Origin of the sequence: Streptomyces sp. SLBN-8D4 (assembly GCF_049739545.1) — a bacterium.
GTDB classification, from domain to species: domain Bacteria; phylum Actinomycetota; class Actinomycetes; order Streptomycetales; family Streptomycetaceae; genus Streptomyces; species Streptomyces canus_C.
Map to the genome: position 1 here is coordinate 10,244,459 of NZ_JBMGQC010000001.1, position 22,834 is coordinate 10,267,292.

Below are 22,834 nucleotides of genomic sequence, written 5' to 3' on the forward strand. Positions count from 1 at the left end.
AGAGGAATCTAGATAGATGCCGGGAAGGGGTCAAGAGTCGTGCGGCCCTGTGTTGTACTGGGGGCCATGAAGATCCGGGACGCGGCAGCCGCCTCCGAGGGCGGCGCGGCCGTCGGGCGCCAGGAGCGCAGGCGTCGGAAGCTGCACGACCAGCTGTATGAGACGGCGGTCGGTCTCTTCGTCGCCCAGGGATACGAGGCGACGACCATGGAGCAGATCGCCGCGGCCGCCGATGTCGCCCGGGCCACCGTCTTCAACCACTTCACGCAGAAGGTCGGCTTCCTCGAGGAATGGGGAGTCCGCCGCCGCGCCCGCGTCGCTCAGATCCTCGGCGCGGAGCACGCCGAGGACCTGCCGGTCGGCGACCGGCTGCGCCGCTACCTGAAGGAGATGGGCGACCTCAACGTCGCCTCCCGCGCGGAGACCACCGTCCTGATGGACGCCTCAGCCCGGTACGGGCACCTCCTGCAGGACCCATCCCTGGAAATCGAACTCGCCAGGATCGTCGAGCAAGGGCGGCAACGCGGGGAGATCAGGGCTGGCGTCGACTGCGACCAGGCCGGCCAACTGCTGGCCGCCTGCTACTTCTCGACGATCCTGCGCTGGATCCGCGAGGAACCGGCCCCGTTCGACCTGCACGAGCGCCTCGCCGGGGCGCTCGACATCATCCTGCTGGGCCTTCTTGCCGACGAAGCGCATGCCGGGGAACCCTGACGGTTCCCCTCATCGCCGCCTTGAGGCAGAAGGCCGGTGGGCCCCATCAATCAAGCAAGCTCGTGGCTCCTGCGTGATCGTTCTGCGTCCGCCACGTCCAAAGGCTTTGTCAGGGCCAGTAAGGGACGGGCGGGATGGGCGGCACGGCCGCGGCCGGGGATCGGGGCGCGCTCAGCCGGTTGCGCGCCGCCCCGGGGCCGCCGCGCCGTGCCGCTGTCAGCCCGGCGACGAGCGCGCTACGCGTAGTGCGCTCGGGGTCGGTCGTGCGGTCGGAAGGACACCGGCCACGTACGGGCGTGCGGCTCACCGGGCGAGGATCAAGCTGATCATGGACAAGCCTGCGTGGTATGCGTTCATCGCCTGCCACGTACCGGCGCCGGTTGAAGCGCTCGCCGTTGGTGCGCGGCAGGCGATGCGGGTGGTGGTCAACCGGCGGCTACGATCCGCCACTGCTGGTTTGTGCTGTTGCTGTCACTCCACTGGCCCAGATCAGATCCATTGCCGGTGCGGCCCATGCCGTCGATGTACTTGCCGGTGGTGCGGTTCTTGATGCGCACGTTGTCGGCGACGGTCACCACCGACCACTGCTGGCTCGTGCTGTTGCTGTCACCGTACTGGGTGAGCGCGGATCCGTCCGAGGTGCGGGCCGCCCCGTCCAGGTACAGGCCGGTTGCCCGGTTCTTGATGCGCACGTAAGGCCCATCGTTCTCGACGGTCCACTGCTGCTCGTACCGGTTGCTGCTGCCGCTGGCTTCGCCGACGGTGGCCCCACCGGCCGTGCGGCCCTCTCCGTCGATGTACAGGCCGGTGGCGGCGTTGGTGATCCGCACGTATGTGCCGCCGCCGTTGCCGATCCCCCAGGCGTACTGCAGGCGGGTCAGTCCCGAGGCGTTCACCAAAGACAGCTTGATGCCCGAGCCGGTGCCGCTCTTGCTGGTCATGCTGTACCAGTCGCCGTCACGCAGGCCCGGCCAGTAGACGCTCCCCATGCCGAGGCTGCGCAGTTCGCTGCTGACACCCCGGACGTAGTCGGCGAAGAACGAGCCACTGGGAATGCTGTAGTCGATGGTGTTGTAGTGGACGCCGTTCTTGCTGCCCGGGCCCATCGGGCCGCCCCACTCCGTGGCGATCGTGCGGGCGGCGTATCCGCCGATGTAGCCGGCGAGGTGGTTCGCCCACTCGGTCTCGTCCTCGTATCCCGCGAAGAACGAGTAGTCGTGCACCGCCAGGAAAGTGCCGTCCAGGCGGCTGTCGCGACCGACTGCCGCGACGTCCTGGGCCAGCCCGGCGCCGTCGAGGATCACCCTGGAGCGCGGCACGGAGGCGTACCTGGCCAACCAGCCGCTGTACAAGTCGTCCAGGCTGGTCGTGCTGTAACCGTACGGCTCGTTGATGACCTCGAAGTAGGCGTTGGGATTGGAGCCGTACTTCTGTACGACCTTGTCCCACATCTGGTTGAACCCGGCGGTGCTCGCCGGCTTGCCGCCGCTGTACGCCCAGTAGGCGATGATCACGTTTCCCTTGGTGAGGGCCGTGTCGATCGCCCCGGTGTAGGTGTTCCAGTAGCCGGCGACAGTGGGCTCGTTGATAGGCATGCGCACGGTGTTGGCGCCCGTCGCCGCGTACATCTGGCCAACAACCTGGTCCGCCACGGTGGAAGCCGATGAGTAGGTGTCCGACGCACCGAGCCCGGACGGGTGCAGTACGCCGTTGACGAAGTTGTCTCTCTGGTCGGCCCAGTTCACTCCTCTGAACTGCGATGTGGAAGCGTGTGCCTGGTTCGGACCGGCCGCCAGAATTCCTGCGGCGAGTGCGAACACCGCCAGCAGTCTGGTCATCGTGGCCGGCTTTCCACGTGTATTGGCGATGGGGTTTCCCATCGGGTTCTCCCTTCTGCGCGTGTAGTCCCTTCGGAGGCCTGCCGCCGGGTCATGGGGCGGATCCGTGTCTCCCGCGGTCCACCCGAGGGTCCACATCTGTTTGGTCCGTACATTGCAGTTCCAGGTGGGCCGGCAGCGTGCCCGCCGTGGTACCGCACCTGATATGGCCAGGCCTCTTTCCCGCACCGAACGCACACATCTCGCCCCCCCCGGCCCGCGGCAGGGTCGATGGCCCGTGTCTGCGTCGGGCTGATCGCCGCGGCCACCAAGGAGGCCGGCCCGGCGACGATCGACCCGTCGCGGACCGTCGTGGTGTTGGCCGCCGAGAAGTCACTCAGGCGGAACCCACGAAAGCGCGCGCTGGTTGTCGAAGTACGGCCGCAGGTCTCTGCCGGTCGTGGGTCGTGATGTCTTCAGGAACTTGCCCGGGCCATTGGGTTGCCTGGGTGAAGCGGCGCCGATTATCGGGCTGTCCGAGTGTCCAGTGCTGGTTCGCCCCGCCGTTGCAGGTCCACAGTTCGACCAAGGCGCCGTTCGCGGTGGCCCCGCCGGTCACGTCCAGGCACAGCCCGGACTGTGCCCCGGTGATCGTGCCGTTCGCGTTCACGTTCCACTGCTGGTTCGACCCGCCGTTGCATGGCCAGATCTGCACCTTCGTACCCGGACTGGCGCCCTGCGCGTCGGCGTCCAAGCACATGGTCGAGCTACCGCTGTACACCGTCAGCCGACCGGAGGGAGTACGCGTCCACAACTGGTTGGCCCCGCCGTCGCAGGTGTGAATCGCCACCTGCGTGCCCGCTGTCGTGCGCTGATCCGGTACGTCCAGGCACTTGCCCGCACCCACCGCGTGGACAGGCTCACCGCCGGCAGGCGGCGGCGTCGGGCCGCTCGGGGGCACGTAGGGGCACTTAGGCTGGTAGACCGAGACGGTGGAGGGGTCCGGCAGGACCGGGCAGAGGAACTGCGTGTAGCGGGTGTCGTTGTCCACGAACACCTTCAGCCACGGGATCAGAAGCTTCATCTCCACGTTGTTCGGACGGGTGTAGTACACGTGGTCCGCTCCGGCGATCTGGGCGAAACCGCTCTGCGTGGTGCCCGGCAGCGTGGCGTACAGACCGCTGAGATACGACGGGGTGACGACCGTGTCGTTCTGGCCGCCGATGACCAGACTCGGCACGCTGTCGGTGGCCATGCTCAGGCCATTGCCGGGGAACCCCGGAGCAAGGCCGATCATCGCCTTCAGCGACGGCTGGCGTTCCGCCGCGATGATCGCTCCGGCTCCGCCCGCGGAGTGCCCCAGTACGGACAGCCGATTCGGGTCGATCTCCGCCTTGACCGGGCTCTGCGTGGTCAGCCACTTCAGCCCCGCCAGCAGTTCGGCGGCCCGGGCGTCGGCCCCGTCGGTACGGCTGTTGGTCTCGATGCAGATCACCACGAACCCGAATGAGGAGAGCCACGGCCCCATCCACGCCTCCTCGTCGGCGCACCGCGCCGTGTACCCCGGCACGATCGCCAACGCTCCCCACGTGCCCAGGCTGGTGTCCGTCGGGTAGTAGACCACTCCGCCGTTGAACCCGTTGCCCGGCGCCACACCCATCTGCGCCGTGGCGAACGGACCGCGCGACGCCTCGATACCGGTCAGGGTGGGATCAGGGCCGCGCTGGTACGGATTGCTCTGGGCAGCCCGCGGCGCGGCGGCGCCTGACGCCGGCAGGGCTGACGCCGGTGCTGCCAAGAACATCGCAGTGACGACCGCCGCGACGGCTGCCACCGCCGCCATCCACGGCGGCCACCGCCTCGTTCCCGCCCTCCCCGCTTCGGCGCGTCCTGGCGTTGATCTCGACATCGGCATGGTGAACCTCCCGATGGGAATGGCGAGAGTGTCTGAACAAGCACGTCAGTGATGGGATGTATAGCGCGCCGTGTCCACTGCGGGGTGAAGATGCCATAGCAATGCGTCGACTTCAATGGACTGTTCACACTCGCAGTGAAACGAGGAAGGCGATCAGGACAGTCGATCTGCCCCACGGAGATCCCATGTCATGGCCGATGGTGCCCTGAGAGCACCGTCACTGAGCCGCGGCCGCAGCACCGCCCTTGCGGGCGTGCCGAACGGCTCGATGTGAACGTCAGGCGGGCGACGTGAGACGCCGCAGGTCAGCATCGCCCCGAACCGCAACGTGGTGTTCCGGCACCCCGATCGAGAACAGCCTTGCCGGACAACCGGCTGCCGCCAATAAACCGGCCGAAACCCCGCACCCCAACGTCACGGCCAAAGGGCAGCTCGCCCTCGAAAGTGACGCTCTGCGCGATGGGGCCGCCGTCGTTGTCGTGGCCGCCCGCACCATGCCGTGCCACCCGCACCGCTGCGGGACCCGGGCGCGCCGGAATTGGACGATGACGAGGACGGGTTCGCGTCCGGCTGACCCCAGCCGGACACGCCGTGGCCGCTTCGTGGTCGAATGCGGGAGCGAGTCCTACTCCGAAGTGTTGGGTGCTGCAGGCGGCTGATGGATGGACTCGCTGATGAAGCTGGCCAGTTCGGTGATCGTCGCATGGGCGGGGGGCTCGTTCCAGACCAGGTGGAGCGCAAGGCGGGGGCGTCGGCGAGCGGGCGGTAGGCGACCCCGTGGGGGTAGGGGTGTAGCTCGGCGGTGGCGGCGCTGCTCACGCCGACGCCTCGACCGGCGGCGATGGCGGCCAGCCAGTCGTCGGTGTTGGTCACTTCCAAGGTGGAGGCCGGGTGGGCAGCGTCGGGCCAGAACTGGGGTGTGGTGGTGCCGGAGACCGTGTTCAGCACGACCGTGTATCCCGTCAGGTCGGACCCTTCGCATTCCGGAGCTGTCGGGCCCACAACCTGCGTTCTGGTCAGTGTGGTTCTCGGATGACGGCGACGCCTCCTGGTGGGATGCTGACGGTACCGGAGATCGGCTTGCCGGTGAGGAGTTCGACGCCTTCGGCGGGCGCTTCGGCGCCGTTTCCGGTGTGGTCGATGAGGAACAGGTAGTCGGCCTCCGTGCCGTGGCGCCTGACGACTTCGATCCCGGCGGGTGCCTCCTGCTCTGGCGTCACGCCGGCCTCCTGTCGGATGCGGTCGAGCAGGGTGGCGAGCGTGTCCTGGTCGGGGTGGGTGCCCAGATACCAGGCGGTGCCGTCGCCGTGCCGGTGGCGGGTGACGGCGGGGAGGCCGGCCAGTGGGCCGTCGGCGTGGGAGGCGACGGCCTGTGCGCCGGTGAGCCGGATGCGTTCCGACCACAGGTCGGCCGTGGCGCCCGACGTGACGGCGCCGCTCAGGCCGGTCGTCTCGCCCGGCAGCAGGGGGAAGAGTTCGTCGGTGACCACGCCGAGGACATCACGGAATGCGCCGGGGTAGCCGCCCAGGTACACATGGGCGTTCTCGTCGACCATGCCGCTGTGGAAGCCGACGGCCAGCGTGCCCCCGCGTTCGGTGAACCGGGTGAGGTTCGCCGCGGCTGCCTCGCCGACCAGGTACAGCGAGGGTGTCAGGACGAGTTTGTAGCGGTCGAGTCCGGGGTCGTCGGGGCGTACGAAGTCGACGGCGACCCCGGCCCGCCACAGGGGGGTGTACCAGTCCCGTACCAGGTCCTGGTAGCGCAGTTCACCGCTGGGCTGGGAGGGCAGTTCCAGTGCCCAGCGGGCGTCCCAGTCCCATACGATCGCCACCTGTGCCGTGCTGGTGGAGTCCCGTACTTCGGCCAACGCCCGCAGGTCGGCGCCGAGTTGGACGACGTCCCGCCAGATCTGGCTGTCGGTTCCGGCGTGCGGGAGCATCGCCGAGTGCCACTGCTCGGCGCCCGCCTTTGCCGCCCGCCACTGGAAGAACGCGATGCCGTCGGCGCCGTGCGCCACGTGTGCGAGCGCGTTGCGGCGCATCTCCCCGGGGAGCTTGGCGCGGTTGACGGGCTGCCAGTTGACGGCGCCGGTCGAGTGCTCCATGAGGAACCACGGTCCGCCCGCGAGCGAGCGCATCAGGTCGCCGTGAAGGGCGATGTCGACCTCGGCCTCCGGGTCGTCGGAGAGCAGGTAGTGGTCGTTGGAGAGGATGTCCAGCTCCGGTGCCCAGCGCCAGTAGTCGAGGGCGTCGATGGTGCGCAGGACCAGGAAGTTGGTGGTCGCGGGGGTGTCCGGAGAGGCCCGGCGCAGTACGTCGCGCTCGGCGGTGCACAGGGAGAGCAGTTCGTCGGAGCAGAAGCGGCGCCAGTCGAGTTGGTGGGTGGGGTTCGGGGGAGCCGCGGTGGTGCGGGGCGGCAGGATCTGGTCCCACGTGTAGTACCACTGGCTCCAGAACGTGGTGCCCCAGGCGTCGTTGAGGGCGTCCAGGTCGTCGCCGTAGCGGGCGCGCAGCCAGGTGCGGAAGGCGGCGGCGCTGGTGTCGCAGTAGCAGGCGTCGTTGTGGCAGCCGTATTCGTTGTGAATGTGCCACATGGCGACGGCCGGGTGGTCGGCGTAGCGCTCGGCGAGTGCGCCGGCGATACGCAGCGCCGCTCGGCGGTAGGCGGGGCTGCTGGGGCAGAACGTCTGGCGGCTGCCGTACGACAGTCTCCTGCCGTCCCTGTCGACCGGCAGCGATTTCGGGTGCTGGTGGAAGAACCAGGCCGGCGGGGCCGCCGTCGGTGTCGCCAAGTCGGCGGCGATGCCGTTCTCCTGGAGCAGGTCGAGGATCTTGTCCATGCGCGAGAAGTCGTAGACGCCCTCCGCCGGTTCGAGCAGCCCCCAGGAGAAGATGCCGACGCTGACCATGCTTACCCCGGCCTCGCGCATCAGGCGCATGTCCTCGGCCCAGACCTCCTCGGGCCACTGCTCGGGGTTGTAGTCACCGCCGTAGGTGATTCCAGGAATGCGAAGACGGCGTGCGGTACTCACTGGTGGTGCTCCGGGAGGGGTGTAGGGGAGGGGCAAGTGGTGGTGCGTCAGCCCTTGTTGGCGCCCAGGGTGAGGCCGCTGACGAACTGCCGCTGCAGCGCGAAGTACACGATCAGGGTGGGGATCGCGGTCAGCAGGGCGCCGGCGGCGACCAGGTTGGGGTCGGTGAAGTACTGGCCGGAGAGGTTGTTCAGGGCCGAGGTGATCGGCATGTTCTCGCCGGTCGAGATCAACACGAGCGCCCAGAAGAAATCGTTGTAGATCCAGATGGACAGCAACGTGGCCAGGGCGGCCATCGCGGGCTTGCACAGCGGCAGCACGATCTGCCAGTACAGGCGCCATACGGAGGCGCCGTCGACCAGGGCGGCCTCGGTCAGTTCGTGCGGGAGCGAGCGCATGTAGTTGGCGAGCACGAAGGCGCAGAACCCGGACTGGAACGCGACGTGGATGAGGACCAGGCCGAGCGCGGAGTCGTAGAGCTTGCCGCTCATGGTGATGCCGGGCAGGTCGATGAGCAGGTACAGGCGGTACAGCGGGGTGATGATGACCTGCTGGGGCAGCAGGTTGCCGGCGGTGAAGACGAGCAGCAGCGCGATGTTGAGGCGGAAGTCGAAACGGCTGACGTAGAAGGCGACCATCGACGACAGCACCAGGGTGATCAGCACGGCCGGGACCGCGATGAGCAGGGTGTTCCCGAAGTAGTGCAGCATGTCGGACTGCTCGAACGCGTTGGTGAAGTTGTCCGGACTCAGTTGGTCGGGCCAGGACACGTAACCCTTCTCGCTGGTTTCGGAGTAGGGCCTCAGCGCGGAGAAGGCAGCCCACAGGAGAGGGGCGAGCCAGGCGAGGGCCGTCACGACCAGGAAGGTGTGCAGCAGGACGCGGGCGGGGCGGATGGGGGTGCGCTGTTTCGCCGGGGCGCCGGCGGTCAGGGTGCTCATGCGCGGCGCTCCTTGCGGAAGGTCGCGATCAGGTACGGGATGATGACCGCGAGGGAGATGACCAGCAGGACCACGGCGATCGCCGAGCCGTAACCGATCCGGCTGGACTCACCGATGATGTTGTTGGTGATCAGGATCGACAGCAGTTCGGTGCCCTGGGGCGCCCTTGTTGAAGACGAACACCAGGTCGAAGGCGCGCAGCGCTTCGATGATCGTGACGACCAGGACGACGGTGTTGGTGGGGCGCAGGGTGGGGAAGATGACGTTCTTGAACGTCTGCCACTCGTTCGCGCCGTCCAGCGAGGAGGCCTCCCGCAGGGAGGGGTCCACGCCCTTCAGGCCGGCCAGGTAGAGGATCATCATGTAGCCGGTGTGCCGCCAGGACGCGGCGATCAGCACGGCCCACAGGTTGAGTTTGGGGTCGCCGATCCAGTCGATGTAGTGGCCGGGCTTGTTGGCCCCGATGAGGCTGTTGATCAGGCCGGTGTCGGGGTTGTAGACCAGCTGCCACACGAACCCGGTGACCGCGAGGGAGACCACGACCGGCAGGAAGAACGCCGTCTGGTAGACGCGGGAGAAGCGGATGTTCTTGTCCAGCTGGACGGCCAGGAACAGACCGAACGGCGTGGGGATCAGGATGAGCACCACGAACCAGATGATGTTGTGCTCGACCGCGGGCCAGAACTGCGGGTTGTCGCTGAACAACTGCTTGAAGTTGTCCAGCCCCACCCACTTGATGGAGCCGAAACCGATGCCGTCCCAGCTGGTGAAGGCCAGCGCGATGGACGCCAGCGCGGTGACCCAGACCAGGGCCACGTGCAGGACCGTGGGCACGCCCGCCATGAAGGCGAGCGTGATGCGGTCACGGCGGGTCAGCAGGCGCTTGTGACCGCGCGGCGGCCGCTTCTTCGGTGTCGTGGTGGTGCCCCAAGGCGGCATCGCGGCCGCCTCCAGGGTCTTCGTGGTCGTTTCGGAGCTCATGGTGTAGGTGTTCATCCGCTTCGGAAGGAGGGTCGGTCTCAGCCGGACGCGAAGATCGTCTTCTTCTGGCGCTCGATCGAGGACAGCAGGCTGTCGATCCCCTTGGGGTCGCGGACGAACTTCTGCAGCGCGGGCTGCATGACCGTCGACGTGAAGTCCGGCCGGCTGTCACGGTCCATGAACTGCGTGAGGTGCTTCGCGCCGCTGATCATCTCGTACGCCTTCTTCTGAAGGGCGCTGTAGGCGGAGGTGTCGGCCTTGGAGGAGGCGGCGATGAGGCTCGGGTCGGCCTTCAGGTAGGTCTCCTCGGCCTGCGGCGTGCCAAGGAACTCGAGCAGCTTGACGGAACCGGCGTGGTTCTCGGGCTTCTTGCTGAGCATGATGCCGTCGGTCGGCGCCTCGACGGTGTCCTGCCCGTACGCCGGGTCGATCTCGGGGAAGGCGAAGAAGTCGAGGTCGTCCAGGTCCGCCTTGTTGGTGAACTGCTGGGCCACGAACATGCCGAGCATATACATGCCGGCCTTCTTCGCCACCAGCGTCTGGGCGGCGTCCTGCCAGGTACGGCCGACCGCGCCCTCCTGGTGGTAGGGGAGGGTCTCGGCCCAGGTGTCGAAGACCTTGCGGACCTTCGCGTCGGTCCAGGACGCCTTGCCCGCCATCAGCTCGACGTGGAAGTCGTAGCCGTTGAGGCGGAAGTTGATCTGGTCGAAGGAGCCCATCGCCGGCCAGGCGTCCTTGTCGCCGAACGCGATCGGGACCAGGCCGTCCTTCTTCATCTGCTTGCACAAGGCCACGAACGCGTCCCACGTGGTCGGGACCTCGTAGCCGTACTTCTGGAAGACGCTCTTGCGGTAGAAGACCGCCCACGGCGACGTCGTCAGCGGCACCAGGTAGTACTTGCCGTCCTGGCCCTTGCTCAGGTCGTGCATCGCCGGCGGGAAGTTGCCGCCGATCGTCTTCCACACGTCGTCGATCGGCGTGGCCAGACCCTTGGCCGCGAAGAACTGCATCCGGTAGCCGGCGAACCACTGGAACACGTCGTCCGGCGTGGCCTGGAGGTAGGAGTTGATCTGCTCCTGGAAGGTGTTGTGGTCCTTGGTGTTGAGGGCGACCTTGATCCCGGACTGCTTCGTGAAGGCCGCGTAGACGTCGCCGTACGCCTTCTTCGGGACGGCGTCGGAGGCATTGGAGCCGACGGTGACGGTCTTGGTGTCCGACGAACTGGAACTGCCGGCGCAGGCACTCAGCAGGGGGATGCCGGCACTCAGTACCGCGGCTCCGCCGAGTCCGCGGAGCACGGAGCGGCGGCTGGTTCCAGGCATGAACTGACCGGGGGAGGAACGGTGCATTTCGGCTCCTACTGGGCTGTCGGTGCCCAGGTATGGCACACGTCAGTGGGACGGGGGTGTGACGGGAGGTGGGTCGTCGAGGGACCATCTGAGGGTCAGTCGAGAACCAGAATCCAACACGACCAAACAAGCGCGATCGTCGGACGCCAGGAAGCGTGAACGCTCCGTTGGCGCGCTGTCAAGGCTTTCCGTCTGGGAATCCGTCACGCGTTTGCCGGCAGTCGCGCCGGACGGATGGGGCTGACATGGCTGGCCGTCGAACCGTCACGCTCCCGATGAATGCTGTTTTACCTGCGAAAATGTACTCCGGTCGGGTCTTCCTCGGAAGCTTCCGGTGCCTCTCTACGTCAGGGCGCAGGTCTCGGCGTTTGTCGCGCCGGAGGCAATCGACGTTGCGGGAGCTCTTGACGTGCGTTCGGCGGGTGCGTAGACATTGACCGCGCGGTCAGACCGCGCGGTCATGTAATTTGACCTCGTTCGATGGAGAACATACGGCCATGGGGAGACTTCATGACAACAGGGCTGGAGCGCGGTGCGGGCTCCTCCGCGCCACGCAGTGAGGACGTGGCGAGGCTGGCCGGCGTCTCACGCAAGACGGTCTCCCGGGTCCTCAACGACGAGCCATACGTCTCCGACGAGGCCCGCCGACGGGTCCTGGCGGCCGCCGAGGAGCTCGGATACCGGCTGAACAACGCGGCCAGGGCATTGGCCTCCGGCCGTACACGGTCCATCGGCGTGGTCGCTCTGGCAACAGCCGGGTATGGAACCGCCTCCCTGCTGGTGGGCATCGAACAGGCCGTACGGGACGCCGGTTACGCGCTGCGCGTGGTCAACACCCCGGACGGCGACCCGCGAAGCATCGCCGGCGCGCTGGAATCACTCCTGGAGCAGGGCGTGGACGGCATCGTCGTCTCCGTACCGATCGTCGAGGGTGACGTCCCGCTCGGCGTCGACGTGCCGGTCCTCTTCGTCGGTGCGCCACCCGCATTCACCGCCGCCCGGACACTGACCGTCGGTGTGGGCGCCCATCAACTGGCACGGGCGGCTACAGAACATCTGCTCGACCTGGGCCATTCGACTGTCCATCACCTCGCGGGGCCTCGCCGGTGGTACGCCACCAAAGACCGTATCGAGGGATGGCAGGCGGCGCTGGCGGCCCGGGGCGTGCACGAACCGCCCGTGCTGAACGGTGACTGGTCGGCGGCCTCCGGGTACGCCGCGGGCCTCGGGCTGGCCTCGGACCGCTCGGTGACCGCGGTGTTCGCCGCGGGCGACGAGATGGCCATCGGGCTGATCCACGGCCTGCGGGAAAGCGGTCGTCGGGTGCCGGGAGACGTCAGTGTCGTCGGTTTCGACGGCAACCCCGTCTTCGCCTACGTCTCCCCGTCATTGACCACAGTCCGTCAGCCCTTCGAGGCCGCGTCGAGCGAAGGAATCCGGCTGCTCCTGCACGCCATCGAGAAGCCTGACACCGAACTGCCGCCGGCGAACGACCCACCCGTCGAACTCGTCGTCCGCGGCTCGACGGCACCCCCGCCCTCCCTCTGACCCACTCCACCCTCGTGCCACTGCTCCGGCACACCCACACGCCGGGGCGCTCCACCTCCTTCGTTCCGCGCTTGTCGCGCCGCGCGCCCTGCGCGTGCGAGTCGTGCCCGGCTGCCCTCCGGGCCACGCGTCCCACAAACCCCGCCGCGTCACTCCGAGCCGTTCCGAGCCGGCGGACCCCGAAACACACCTTCCCCTGGGAGCCGCAATGTCCCCTGCGCAGACAGGCGCCAGACCCGGCGTCGCTCCGCGTTCCCGTCCCGTCTCCTTCTTGTCCCTGGCCTTCATCCTGCTCGTCTCGGTGATGACCATGGTGGTGCCCACGGGCCGGGCGGACGCCCTGGCCCGTCCCTCGCAGACGATGTACACCCCGCCTTCGGGTGCACCCTCGCCCGGGTCGCTCTATCCGCGGGCGGTGCGGATGCAGCACAACGGCTCCGCCAACGGCACCGTCCTGGCGACGTTCGAGCAGTACACCACCGGCACGCCGGTCCTCCCGATCTACCGCAGCACGGACAACGGCAACTCCTGGTCGAAGATCTCCGAGGTCGCCGACACGCAGAACGGCTGGGGCATGCGCTGGGAGCCCGAGCTGTTCGAACTGCCCGCAGCGGTGGGCGACTTCCCGGCCGGGACCATCCTGGCCGCGGGCGCCTCGGTTCCCTCCGACCGCTCGGCCATCAAGATCGATGTCTACGCCAGCACCGACCGCGGACAGACCTGGACCTTCGCCGGCAACATCGCCACCGGCGGCCAGGCGTACGACACCAACGGCAATACCCCCGTATGGGAGCCGTTCTTCCTCTACGCCAACGGCAAGTTGATCGTCTACTACTCCGACCAGCGGGACCCTGCCCACGGCCAGAAGGTCGTGCACCAGGTCACCGCCGACCTCCACACCTGGGGTCCGGTCGTGGACGACGTGGCGATGCCCACCTACAGCCAGCGTCCGGGCATGCCCACCGTCGCGAAGCTGCCCAACGGCAAGTACGTCATGACGTACGAGTACGGCGGCTCGCCCTCGGGCAACTTCGCCGTCTACTACAAGATCTCCGCCGACCCGGAGGCCTTCAACTCCGTCACGGGCATTCCCCTGCAGGCGACCGACGGCACGATACCCACCAGCACCCCGTACATCACGTGGCTGCCCACCGGCGGTCCGAACGGCACCCTCGTCGTCAGCGCCTACAGCACCAGCGACCTGTTCCTCAACACCCAGAACGGTGCCGCGAACACCTGGACGCGCATCAGCTCCAACGTCGCCGGCGGCTACAGCCGCGGAATGGTGCCCCTGCCCGACGGCCACAGCCTGCTCGTGCTCAGCGGCGGCAGCGGCGGCGCTGGCCTTTCCAACCCGGTCACCTACAGCACCATCGACCTGGGCGGCGGCATCTCGGACGGTGCCACTTACACTGTGTCGAACGCGGGCAGCAACCTGATGCTGAGCATCGCGGGCGGCTCCACCGTCAACGGCACGAACGCCACCCAGCAGAACGCCGACAACGCCACCGACCAGCAGTGGCGCTTCGTGCAGCAGAGCTCTGGCTACTTCAAGATCCTCAACGTCGCCAGCGGCAAGGTCCTCGGCGTGGAGAATCAGTCCACCGCGGACGGAGCCAAGATCCTCCAGTGGGACGACAACGGCACCTTGGACCATGAGTGGGCCGTCGCCCCCAACCCGGCCGGCGGTTACAGCCTCACCAACCGTGTGACCGGCAAGTACCTGGAGATCCCGAACGCCTCCACCACCACGGGCACTGCCGCCGGTCAGTGGAGCGGGACCAGCTGTGCCTGCCAGCGCTGGAACGTCAACCAGACCGCTCTGCCGGCGCTGGGCACCGGGCAGTACGTCCTCGTCAACAAGAACAGCGGGAAGTACCTGGACATCCCGCAGGGTTCGACCGCCACCAACACGGCAGTCCAGCAGTGGCAGAACTCGGCCTGTTTCTGCCAGCTGTTCACCTTCCAGTCCGTCGGCGGCGGAGCCTGGACCATCAGGAACGCCAACAGCAATCTGAACCTGGACATCCGTGGCGGTTCCACCACCGCCGGAGCCGCCGTCGTCCAGAACACGCCGTCCACCGCGAACTCACAGAAATGGACCCTCACCGACGCGGGCAACGGCTACTACGAACTGAAGAATGTGGGCAGCGGCCTCAACGCCGCCGTTGCCCAATCTTCCACCACCAACGGCGCGGCAGTTGTGCAGTGGAACGACCTGAACATCGACGACCAGTTCTGGAAGATCGTGCGGATCAACTGAACGGATTGACGAAGGGTCTCCTGCCGGCTCGGGATCGCGAGGCGAACCGAGTGGCAGGAGGCCCCGGGAGCACGACCGTCCCCTCCGCACGTGATCGGTACGGTGGTACCGGAGACGAGAGGGGCAGCGCGGCCGTGGATGAGGAAGCGGAGATCAGGACGGCGATGGAGGCTGCCGACCATGAGCTCATCCTGGCGTTCGGACGGCTGAGAGTCCGACAACCTTGGGCCCAATACAACCGCCAACTCCGGCGCCGCGCAGGAGCGCCGTATTCTTCGGCGCGGGCAGCCGCATCAGCTCAAACTGGGACAAGGGTATCGAGTTCTCCTCCGGTCGACCTGCCCGTTCGCCAGGGTGACTTACGCGGTGGCCCGCCCTTGTTCAGGGAGGCATGCACGGTCAGCGGATGAATGCCTCAGGCAGGCACTCACGCGTTCCGGGACCCCGTCCGGTTACCCCACTTCAAGGGACGGCCGGCCGCCCCCCCCCCCCCCCGACACGACAGACGGGCCGTCGGCTTGCCCACCATTAACTCCAGAAAGCGGAAGGGCCCAACGACTCCGTCGGCGGAGCCTCGCGAAAGATCAAGGCCATTCGTGAAATCCGAAGTCTGCGATCGCCGATATGGCTGTTTCGATGTTCGCGCGTGTAACGCCTGAGGCCACCAGCAGGCTCCGAGCCGTGAAGCGGCCGATCTGCTCGGTTTTCAGTTCTACTGTCTGCGCAAGTCGAACGGGGTCATAGCCGTCGAAGACTCGGGCGCCACCGTCCCACATGACGGTCACGTCCCCGATCCAGCCCTTCATCTCCTGCATCTGCCAGTCAATTCGTTCATGGGCGCAGGCCACTCGATTCGAAACTCCGTGCCTGAATTATGTGGGCGGGTCCGGCAGGGGAGGGCCGTCCGTCCGCTGAGCTGCCAGGTCCGCCGCACGGGCGCCGGTCGCGGGGGCCGACCGTGCGCCAGTGGTGACGCCTGTGCAGTTACGTCCAGCCTGCCGCCCGTCAGCCGTAGTACGCGGTGCGCATGATCCCCTGCATGTCGTCCAGCATCGGCATGCGGGGGTTGGCGGGCGCGCACTGGTCCTCGTAGGCGTTCAGGGCCTGCTGGGGGAGGGCGTCCAGGTACCTCCGCTCGTCGATGCCGAGCGCCTGGAACGTCGGTTCGATGCCGACGGCGTCCCGGAGGTGTTCCACGGCCCGGGCCAGCGATTCCACGCCTTCCTCGGGAGTGGCGGCGCGCAGTCCGAGGGTGCGGGCGATGTCCTGGAAGCGCTCGGGGGCCCGGTAGCTCTCGTACTTGGGCCAGCCGGTCAGCTTGGTGGGGACGGTGCCGTTGTAGCGGATGACGTGCGGTAGCAGGACCGCGTTGGTGCGGCCGTGCGCGACGTGGAAGGTGGCGCCGAGGGTGTGGGACATGGCGTGGACGATGCCGAGGAAGGCGTTGCCGAAGGCCATACCGGCGATGGTGCCGGCGTTGTGCATCTTCTCCCGCGCCTCGGGCGACCCGTCGCGGTCGTTCACGGCGGCTTCGAGGTGGCCGAAGACCAGGCGGATCGCGTGCAGGGCGAGGCCGTCGGTGAAGTCGTTGGCGTACACGGAGACGTACGCCTCGATGGCGTGGGTGAGGGCGTCGAAGCCGCTGTCGGCGGCGAGCGTGGGCGGCAGGGCGGTGGTGAGCAGCGGGTCGACGATGGCCACGCTGGGGGTGAGGGCGTAGTCGGCCAGAGGGTACTTCTTGCCGGTGGCCGGCTCGGAGATGACGGCGAACGGGGTGACTTCCGCGCCGGTGCCGGAAGTTGTCGGCACGCACACCAGCCGGGCGAGCTTGCCGAGGGTCGGGAAGCGGAAGGCGCGCTTGCGGATGTCGGAGAACTTCTGCCGCATGTCCGTGAAGTCGATCTCGTTGCCGGCGGCGTGCTGCTCGTACAGCAGCCACATCACCTTGGCCGCGTCCATGGGTGAGCCGCCGCCGAGCGCGATGATCGTGTCGGGGCGGAAGTCGCCCATCAGACGGGCTCCGTGCCGCACCGAGTCGATGCTGGGCTCGGGTTCGACGTTGTCGATGATCTGGAGGGTCACCGGTTCGGGGCGGCTCTGCAGGACCCGGCTGACGCGGTCGACGAAGCCGAGCCTGGTCATCGTGGCGTCAGTGACGATGGTGACGCGGTGGACGTCGGGCATGGAGGTCAGGTAGCGGATGGCCTGCGGCTCGAAGTAGATCTTCGGGGGGACCTTGAACCACTGGAGGTTGTTGCGGCGGGTGGAGACCCGCTTGACGTTCAGCAGCTGGGCGGCGGAGACGTTGTTCGACACCGAGGTGCTGCCCCAGGAGCCGCAGCCGAGTGTCAGCGAGGGCAGAAGGCCGTTGTAGATGCCGCCGATGGCGCCCTGAGAGGAGGGGGCGTTGACGATGATGCGTACGGTCTTCATCCGCATGCCGTACGCCTCGGCCAGCGCGGTGTCCTCGGTGTGGATGACGGCGCTGTGGCCCTGGCCGTGGAAGGCGACCATGTCGGCGGCCAGGTCGAAACCGTGGCGCTCGTCCCGAGCACGCAGCACGGCCAGGACGGGGCACAGCTTCTCGCGGGTCAACGGCTCGTCCGGTCCCACCCGTTCGGCCTCGACGAGGATGACGGAAGTGTCCTCCGGTACGGCGAACCCGGCCTGCTCGGCGATCCACGCCGGGCTCTGGCCCACGGCCGCCGCGTTGACCTTAGGCTCGCAGCCGGCCCCCGAGCCGCCGGAGGAGGGGAAGAGGAACGACTCCAGCTTCGCCTTCTCGTCCGCGTCGGCGAGGTGGGCGTGCAGAGTGCGGAACTCGTCCAGGGCCGCGTCATAGATGTCGGTGTCCAGGATCACGGCCTGCTCGGAGGCGCAGATCATGCCGTTGTCGAAGGACTTCGACAGGACCAGGTCGTTGACGGCTCGGCGCAGCTTCGCACGGCGGTGCACGTAGGCCGGGACGTTGCCGGCGCCGACGCCCAGGGCGGGCTTGCCGGCCGAGTAGGCGGCCTTGACCATGGCGTTGCCGCCGGTGGCGAGGATCAGGGAGACCCCCGGGTGTCGCATCAGCAAGCCGGTCGCCTCGACGGACGGCTGCTCGATCCACTGCACGCAGTGTTCCGGCGCGCCTGCGGCGACGGCCGCGTCGCGCACGATGCGGGCGGCCTCTGCGCTGCAGTGCTGGGCGGAGGGGTGGAAGGCGAACACCACCGGGTTGCGGGTTTTCAGAGCCAGCAGTGCCTTGAAGAGTGTGGTGGAGGTCGGGTTGGTGACCGGGGTGACCGCGGCCACCACGCCCACCGGCTCGGCGATCTCGACCATCTCCTCGATGTCGTCACGGCCTATGACCCCGACGGTCTTCATACGGCCCATGCTGTGCGTGACGTGCTCGCACGCGAACATGTTCTTGGCGGCCTTGTCCTCGAAGACACCGCGCCCGGTCTCCTCGACCGCGAGGCGGGCCAGGGCGGTGTGCTGGTCGAGGGCAGCGACCGACGCCTTCTTGACGATGTGGTCGACCTGCTCCTGGGTCAGGGACTCGTAGTCCGCGAGTGCCTTCAGACCGGCCGTGACCAGACGGTCCACGGCGACCGCGGTGTCCGACGGGACCTTGCTTCCGGCCGTGGCCGCGGTCCGCGCGTCGTTTCGGGTCATGGTGGTCTGCCTCCGTTGTCAGGGACCGCCGTGCGAATTCGGCGGCGCAGGGCGGGAGCGTCTCCCGTGCCGAAGATGGCTTCCTGCATCCACTCTCACCGGCGACCCGGGGCGGTCGCAGGCGCCGAAGGACCCCCTCCCGGGACCGTCCGGCCCTGATCGAGCGGGGACCCTCGGTCCGGCTGTCGCTCACCGTGCTCGCAGGTGCGAGGGGCCGACGGCGGCCGAGACGGGCGGCGGGCAGTCGTCGATGTCGAACGCCAAAGCGCTCACCACCCCGACGACGCCCTCAAGCCGCCACACCGTGTGAACGGCCTCCGGGACCTGGCTGCGCAGTGGTACGCAGCCGTCGAGGGTGACCACACCGTCGCGGACGCGGACGGTGAGGGCACCGGGCCGCAGTCCCATCCGGTCGACGAGCACCTCCTCGGCCACCTGGTGCCCGATGTCGTCGTCCGTTCGCAGGAAGACCCTCAGCAGATCCCGACGGGTCGCGATGCCGATGAGCCGGTCCTCCTCGTCGGTCACGGGGAGGCGTTCGACACCGCGGCGTTCCATCAGCCGGGCCGCCTCCGGGGCGGTCTGCTCCGGGTGCACGGTGATCGCTGGGGTCGTCATCAGGTCGTGCGCGGTTACGGCGCCGTCAGGGGCCGTCCCCGACCGGCGTGCCTGCGCGCGTACCAGGTCGGTTCCGGAGATGACACCGATCACCTTGTCGTCGTCGACCACAGGCAGACCGCTGATGTGGTGGCGGTCGAGCAGCCGGACGAGGTCCTTGAAGGACGTGGTACGCCGGGCCTGGACGACGTCGCTGGTCATCACCTGACCGACGGTGTGGGATGTCATGGCGGGTCACTCCTGAGCTGTCGCGGTGCCAGGACGGCGGGAAGCGGATTCCGACCGGGGCCGCTCCCCAACAGGTGCCACGACGCCGCTGTCATGCGGGGCCGCCGCGCCACGGGGCGGTGCGGCCGTCCTGCGGGTCTCGTGGGCGCGATGCACGGTGTGTTCCGCGCGGTCGCGCAGACGGTCGTGGAGCCGGTCGGCGAGTTCCCGGGCGCTCGCCTCGCGCGCGTGGACGACCACGAGATCGCCGCCGACCCGGATCTCGGCGCCGGCCCACCAGGGCGGCTCGACGTGGTGCGCCACCGCTCGGACGACCCGCACCTCACCGCTGACGGGCGGGAGGCCGGGCCGGTCCAGAGCGGCACCGACCTTCTCCTGGAGGTATGCCAGCGCCTCCTCGTCCACGTCGCCGAAGGCCCGCATCCGCACGGTGTCTGCGAGACGGCGGGTGCCGATGTCCTTGGCTGTCATGTGTGCTCCCTGTTCGTTTCGCCGGCACTGCCATCCTGCTGTCGGCGCTGCTCCGATCCCAGGGCCAGGCTCCCCGCGGGGTGCCCAGGGTCCCCATCACCTGCTGTCGCTGCTGTCGGTCGCCTCCAGCGCGGCCCGTCCTGCTTCCAGCCGGGCGACTGGCACGCGGAACGGCGAACAGGAGACGTAGTCGAGCCCGGCCGCGTGGAAGAAGTGCACGGAGTCGGGGTCGCCGCCGTGCTCGCCGCAGACGCCGATCTTCAGGTCGGGACGCGCGGCACGGCCTTCGTTGACCGCGATCCGCACCAGGCGCCCCACTCCGTCGCGGTCGAGGGTCTCGAACGGCGAGGCGCTGAAGATTCCCTTGTCGAGGTACGCGGAGAAGAAGGCCGCCTCGACGTCGTCGCGGGAGAAGCCCCAGGTGGTCTGGGTGAGGTCGTTGGTGCCGAAGGAGAAGAACTCCGCCGCCTGCGCGATCCTGCCGGCCGTGAGCGCCGCCCTGGGCAGCTCGATCATGGTGCCGACGGGACAGTGCACGGCGACGCCGGATTCCTGGGAGACCTCGGTCAGTACCCGTTCCACTTCCTCGCGTTCGATGCGCAGTTCCTCGACCGCGCCGACCAGCGGCACCATGATCTCCGCCCGCGGGGAACCGCCGGCCCGGGTGTGCTCCACGACGGCTTCGGCGATCGCCCGTACCTGCATGGCGACCAGGCCCGGCACGATCAGGCCGAGGCGGACGCCGCGGAGCCCGAGCATCGGGTTCTCCTCGCGCATGCGGTTGACGGCGTCGAGGAGTTCGGTGTCGCGGGGATCGGGCAGAATGCCCCGGGCCTGGGCGGTGGCGATGCGCACGGCGAGGTCGGTGCGGTCGGGCAGGAACTCGTGCAGAGGCGGGTCGATGAGCCGGATCGTGACCGGCAGGCCGTCCATCGCCTCCAGGATGCCGGTGAAGTCGGCGCGCTGTAGCGGCAGCAGTGCGCTGAGTGCGTCCTCGCGTTCGCTCTCGTCGCGGGCCAGGATCATCGCCTCGACCAGCTTGCGGCGCTCACCGAGGCACATGTGCTCGGTACGGCACAGCCCGACGCCCTGCGCGCCGAAACGACGGGCCCGGGCGGCGTCCTCGGGGGTGTCGGCGTTGGCCCGCACTTCCAGGCGCCTGACCGTGTCGGCCCGCGCCAGGACGCGGGAGACCGCGTCGACCAGGCCGGTCGCGTCGTCGTCCCTGGAGCCGTGGTCCAGGAAGCGGATGACCGCCGAATCCGTCAGCGGCACCGATCCGGCGTACACCAGACCGGTGGAGCCGTCCACGGAGAGGACCGTGCCCTCCTCGACGACTGTGCCGTCCGGGGCGGTGAAGCGGCGTCCCTCGATGTCGACGGAGAGTTCCTCGGCGCCGCACACGCCGACCTGGTCCTGACCCCCCTCGAATACGCGCTCGCGAGCCGGGAAGTCGAACCGGGCAAGCTGATCCACCATGCGGATCACGGCTGTCAATACACATCCGTGAAGCTCACAACGCGACTTCTGCGAGCCGGAGTTGAAGCATCCATGGGTTCGGTCGGGGACAGTTACGACAACGCCCTCGCGGAGAACCTGTGGATGATCATCAAGACGGAGTGCATCCGCGGCCGCGTCTTCGCCACCCGGGCCGAGGCGAATCTCGCGCTGTTCGAGTACATCGACGGCTTCTATAACTCCCGGCGCATCCAGAAGCGGCTCGGCTACCTCAGCCCGGTCGAGTTCGAGGAAAAGCACTACTCCGACCGGGCGACGGCCGAACGAACGAACCTGAAACCCCGTCAACCCGCCCTGACCCGCTGATCAGCACCTCTCACACGCCGGGGGAACCTCAGAACGGGGGCGGAGGGACAACGGACACCTCGACAGCTGCATCGGTCATTGGAACTTCCCGAGCATGCCCGTTGACCATACTGCCGCACCGGGAAACTCCAAGATCCCTGACTGTGAGGATGGGGCGGCACCGCTCGACGAGGGGGGGTCTGACCCGATCCCCGATTGACGCTTCGGCTGTCCTCACTCTGAATCGTCGACCTTCCGGGCGGTGCCACCCGCGTGTACCGGTCGGCGATCGTGACCTCATAGAAGCGTGACCCACGTGGTCCCACCACAGTCGTGTCCGTCAGCTGGCCGGTGCGCGCGAGCCAACTCGCCCCGCACGGAAGGAACCCGGCCGCCATGTCACAGCCCATCGAGGTGATCGGCGGGATCGACACCCACACCGACGTTCACCAGGCCGCCGTCATCGACACCATCGGCCGGCACCTGGCCACCGAGGCCTTCCCCACAACACCTGCTGGCTACCGGGATCTGCTGGACTGGCTGCACTCCCACGGCCGGGTGCTGGTCGTGGGCATGGAGGGCACCGGTTCCTTCGGGGCCGAACTCGGCCGCTACCTTCGAGCCAACCAGATCACCGTGATCGAGGTGGACCGACCCGACCGTCGGGCTCGCAGAGCGGCAGGTAAGTCGGACTCCATCGACGCCTACGCCGCCGCCACCGCGGTACTTGCCGGCCGCGCCACCGGCACGCCGAAGCACCGCGACGGCGCGGTCGAGGCAATCCGCGGACTGCGCGTCGTACGCGCCAGTGCCGTCAAGGCCCGCACGCAGACCATCAATCAGATCAAATCGCTGGTCATCACCGCGCCCGCTGAGGTCCGCGAAGCACTCCGCTCACTGACCACCACCGAGCTGGTCCGACGGCTAGCCGCCAGCCGCCCGGGCATCGATCTGGCCGTCCCGGCCACCGCCGTCAGACTGGCCCTCAAGCGCCTGGCCAAGCGCTACCGGCACTTGAGCGAGGAGATAGCAGACGCGGACCGCGACCTACGCGTCCTGATCGCCCGCACCGCACCCGGCCTGCTCGCGCTGCCGGGCGTCGGAACCGAGACCGCCGGACAGCTCCTGGTCACCGGCGGCGACAACCCCGACAGACTCGCATCCGAGGCTTCCTTCGCCCACCTGTGCGCCGCCGCACCCGTCCCGGCCTCCTCCGGGCGTACCGACCGCCACCGGCTCAACCGCGGCGGTGACCGCCAGGCCAACCGCGCCCTGCACACCATCGTGCTGGTCCGCATGCGCCACGACCCACGCACCCGCGACTACGTGGCACGACGCACCCTCGAAGGACTCAAGACGAAGGACATCTTCAGATGCCTCAAGCGCTTCGTCGCGCGCGAGGTCTACCACCACCTGACCAGGGCGTTCGGCGGCACACCCGGCCCGCCTACTACAACTTGACGATCTATAGAAGCTTCAGAGACAAGTTAGTTG

Annotated in this window: 14 protein-coding genes and 2 pseudogenes; 5 read left to right on the forward strand and 11 right to left on the reverse strand. The window is 68.2% G+C overall.

The annotated features are described in order from the left end of the window. Window positions 1–66: 66 nt before the first annotated feature. The gene (locus RKD20_RS46640; RefSeq protein WP_424883065.1) at window positions 67–714 is read left to right on the forward strand and encodes a TetR/AcrR family transcriptional regulator; all 648 of its coding nucleotides are present in this window, start codon (window positions 67–69) and stop codon (window positions 712–714) included. Window positions 715–1,139: 425 nt separating this feature from the next. Here RKD20_RS46640 and RKD20_RS46645 read toward each other — a convergent pair whose 3' ends face one another. From RKD20_RS46645 to RKD20_RS46670, 6 genes and pseudogenes are all read right to left on the reverse strand, one after another. Continuing rightward, entirely contained in the window at window positions 1,140–2,552 is a 1,413-nt protein-coding gene (locus tag RKD20_RS46645; protein WP_424883066.1) for an RICIN domain-containing protein, read from the reverse strand. Window positions 2,553–2,928: 376 nt separating this feature from the next. Beyond that, window positions 2,929–4,365, reverse strand: coding sequence for a ricin-type beta-trefoil lectin domain protein (locus RKD20_RS46650; RefSeq protein ID WP_424883067.1), 1,437 nt, complete (start codon window positions 4,363–4,365; stop codon window positions 2,929–2,931). Window positions 4,366–5,462: 1,097 nt separating this feature from the next. After that, complete coding sequence (locus RKD20_RS46655; RefSeq protein WP_424883068.1) at window positions 5,463–7,478, reverse strand: beta-galactosidase; 2,016 nt, start codon at window positions 7,476–7,478, stop codon at window positions 5,463–5,465. 47 nt (window positions 7,479–7,525) lie between these two features. Then, window positions 7,526–8,419 carry a carbohydrate ABC transporter permease gene (locus tag RKD20_RS46660; protein ID WP_424883069.1) on the reverse strand — a complete coding sequence of 298 codons (894 nt, stop codon included), beginning with the start codon at window positions 8,417–8,419 and terminating at the stop codon, window positions 7,526–7,528. Next, a pseudogene (locus tag RKD20_RS46665) lies at window positions 8,416–9,400 on the reverse strand (carbohydrate ABC transporter permease). Before RKD20_RS46665 ends, RKD20_RS46660 begins: the two are co-directional and overlap by 4 nt. A 38-nt stretch (window positions 9,401–9,438) precedes the next feature. Next, window positions 9,439–10,749 carry an ABC transporter substrate-binding protein gene (locus tag RKD20_RS46670; protein WP_424883070.1) on the reverse strand — a complete coding sequence of 437 codons (1,311 nt, stop codon included), beginning with the start codon at window positions 10,747–10,749 and terminating at the stop codon, window positions 9,439–9,441. Window positions 10,750–11,259: 510 nt separating this feature from the next. Between RKD20_RS46670 and RKD20_RS46675 the strand changes: the two genes are divergently transcribed. Both RKD20_RS46675 and RKD20_RS46680 read left to right on the forward strand, forming a co-directional pair. Beyond that, window positions 11,260–12,297, forward strand: coding sequence for a LacI family DNA-binding transcriptional regulator (locus RKD20_RS46675; protein ID WP_424883071.1), 1,038 nt, complete (start codon window positions 11,260–11,262; stop codon window positions 12,295–12,297). A gap of 208 nt (window positions 12,298–12,505) precedes the next feature. Next, complete coding sequence (locus RKD20_RS46680; protein ID WP_424883072.1) at window positions 12,506–14,560, forward strand: RICIN domain-containing protein; 2,055 nt, start codon at window positions 12,506–12,508, stop codon at window positions 14,558–14,560. 584 nt (window positions 14,561–15,144) lie between these two features. Here RKD20_RS46680 and RKD20_RS46685 read toward each other — a convergent pair. The 5 genes and pseudogenes from RKD20_RS46685 to RKD20_RS46705 form a co-directional block, all read right to left on the reverse strand. Next, on the reverse strand, window positions 15,145–15,375 hold the full coding sequence (locus tag RKD20_RS46685; RefSeq protein WP_424883073.1) for a hypothetical protein: 231 nt from the start codon (window positions 15,373–15,375) through the stop codon (window positions 15,145–15,147). Between the two features lie 190 nt (window positions 15,376–15,565). Continuing rightward, a complete protein-coding gene (adhE, locus tag RKD20_RS46690; RefSeq protein WP_424883074.1) occupies window positions 15,566–18,220 on the reverse strand; it encodes a bifunctional acetaldehyde-CoA/alcohol dehydrogenase in 2,655 nt (884 codons plus the stop codon). A 189-nt stretch (window positions 18,221–18,409) separates the two neighbouring features. Next, window positions 18,410–19,066, reverse strand: coding sequence for a CBS domain-containing protein (locus RKD20_RS46695; protein WP_424883075.1), 657 nt, complete (start codon window positions 19,064–19,066; stop codon window positions 18,410–18,412). A 6-nt stretch (window positions 19,067–19,072) separates the two neighbouring features. After that, window positions 19,073–19,537, reverse strand: coding sequence for a hypothetical protein (locus tag RKD20_RS46700; RefSeq protein ID WP_424883076.1), 465 nt, complete (start codon window positions 19,535–19,537; stop codon window positions 19,073–19,075). 96 nt (window positions 19,538–19,633) lie between these two features. Continuing rightward, window positions 19,634–20,959: pseudogene (locus tag RKD20_RS46705) on the reverse strand (putative PEP-binding protein); the annotation flags it as partial. 84 nt (window positions 20,960–21,043) lie between these two features. On the opposite strand from RKD20_RS46705, the gene RKD20_RS46710 reads away from it, so the two are divergent. Next, window positions 21,044–21,361, forward strand: coding sequence for an IS3 family transposase (locus RKD20_RS46710; RefSeq protein ID WP_424883077.1), 318 nt, complete (start codon window positions 21,044–21,046; stop codon window positions 21,359–21,361). 375 nt (window positions 21,362–21,736) lie between these two features. Further along, window positions 21,737–22,801, forward strand: a complete 1,065-nt coding sequence (locus RKD20_RS46715; protein WP_424883078.1) for an IS110 family transposase — start codon at window positions 21,737–21,739, stop codon at window positions 22,799–22,801. Window positions 22,802–22,834: the final 33 nt, after the last annotated feature.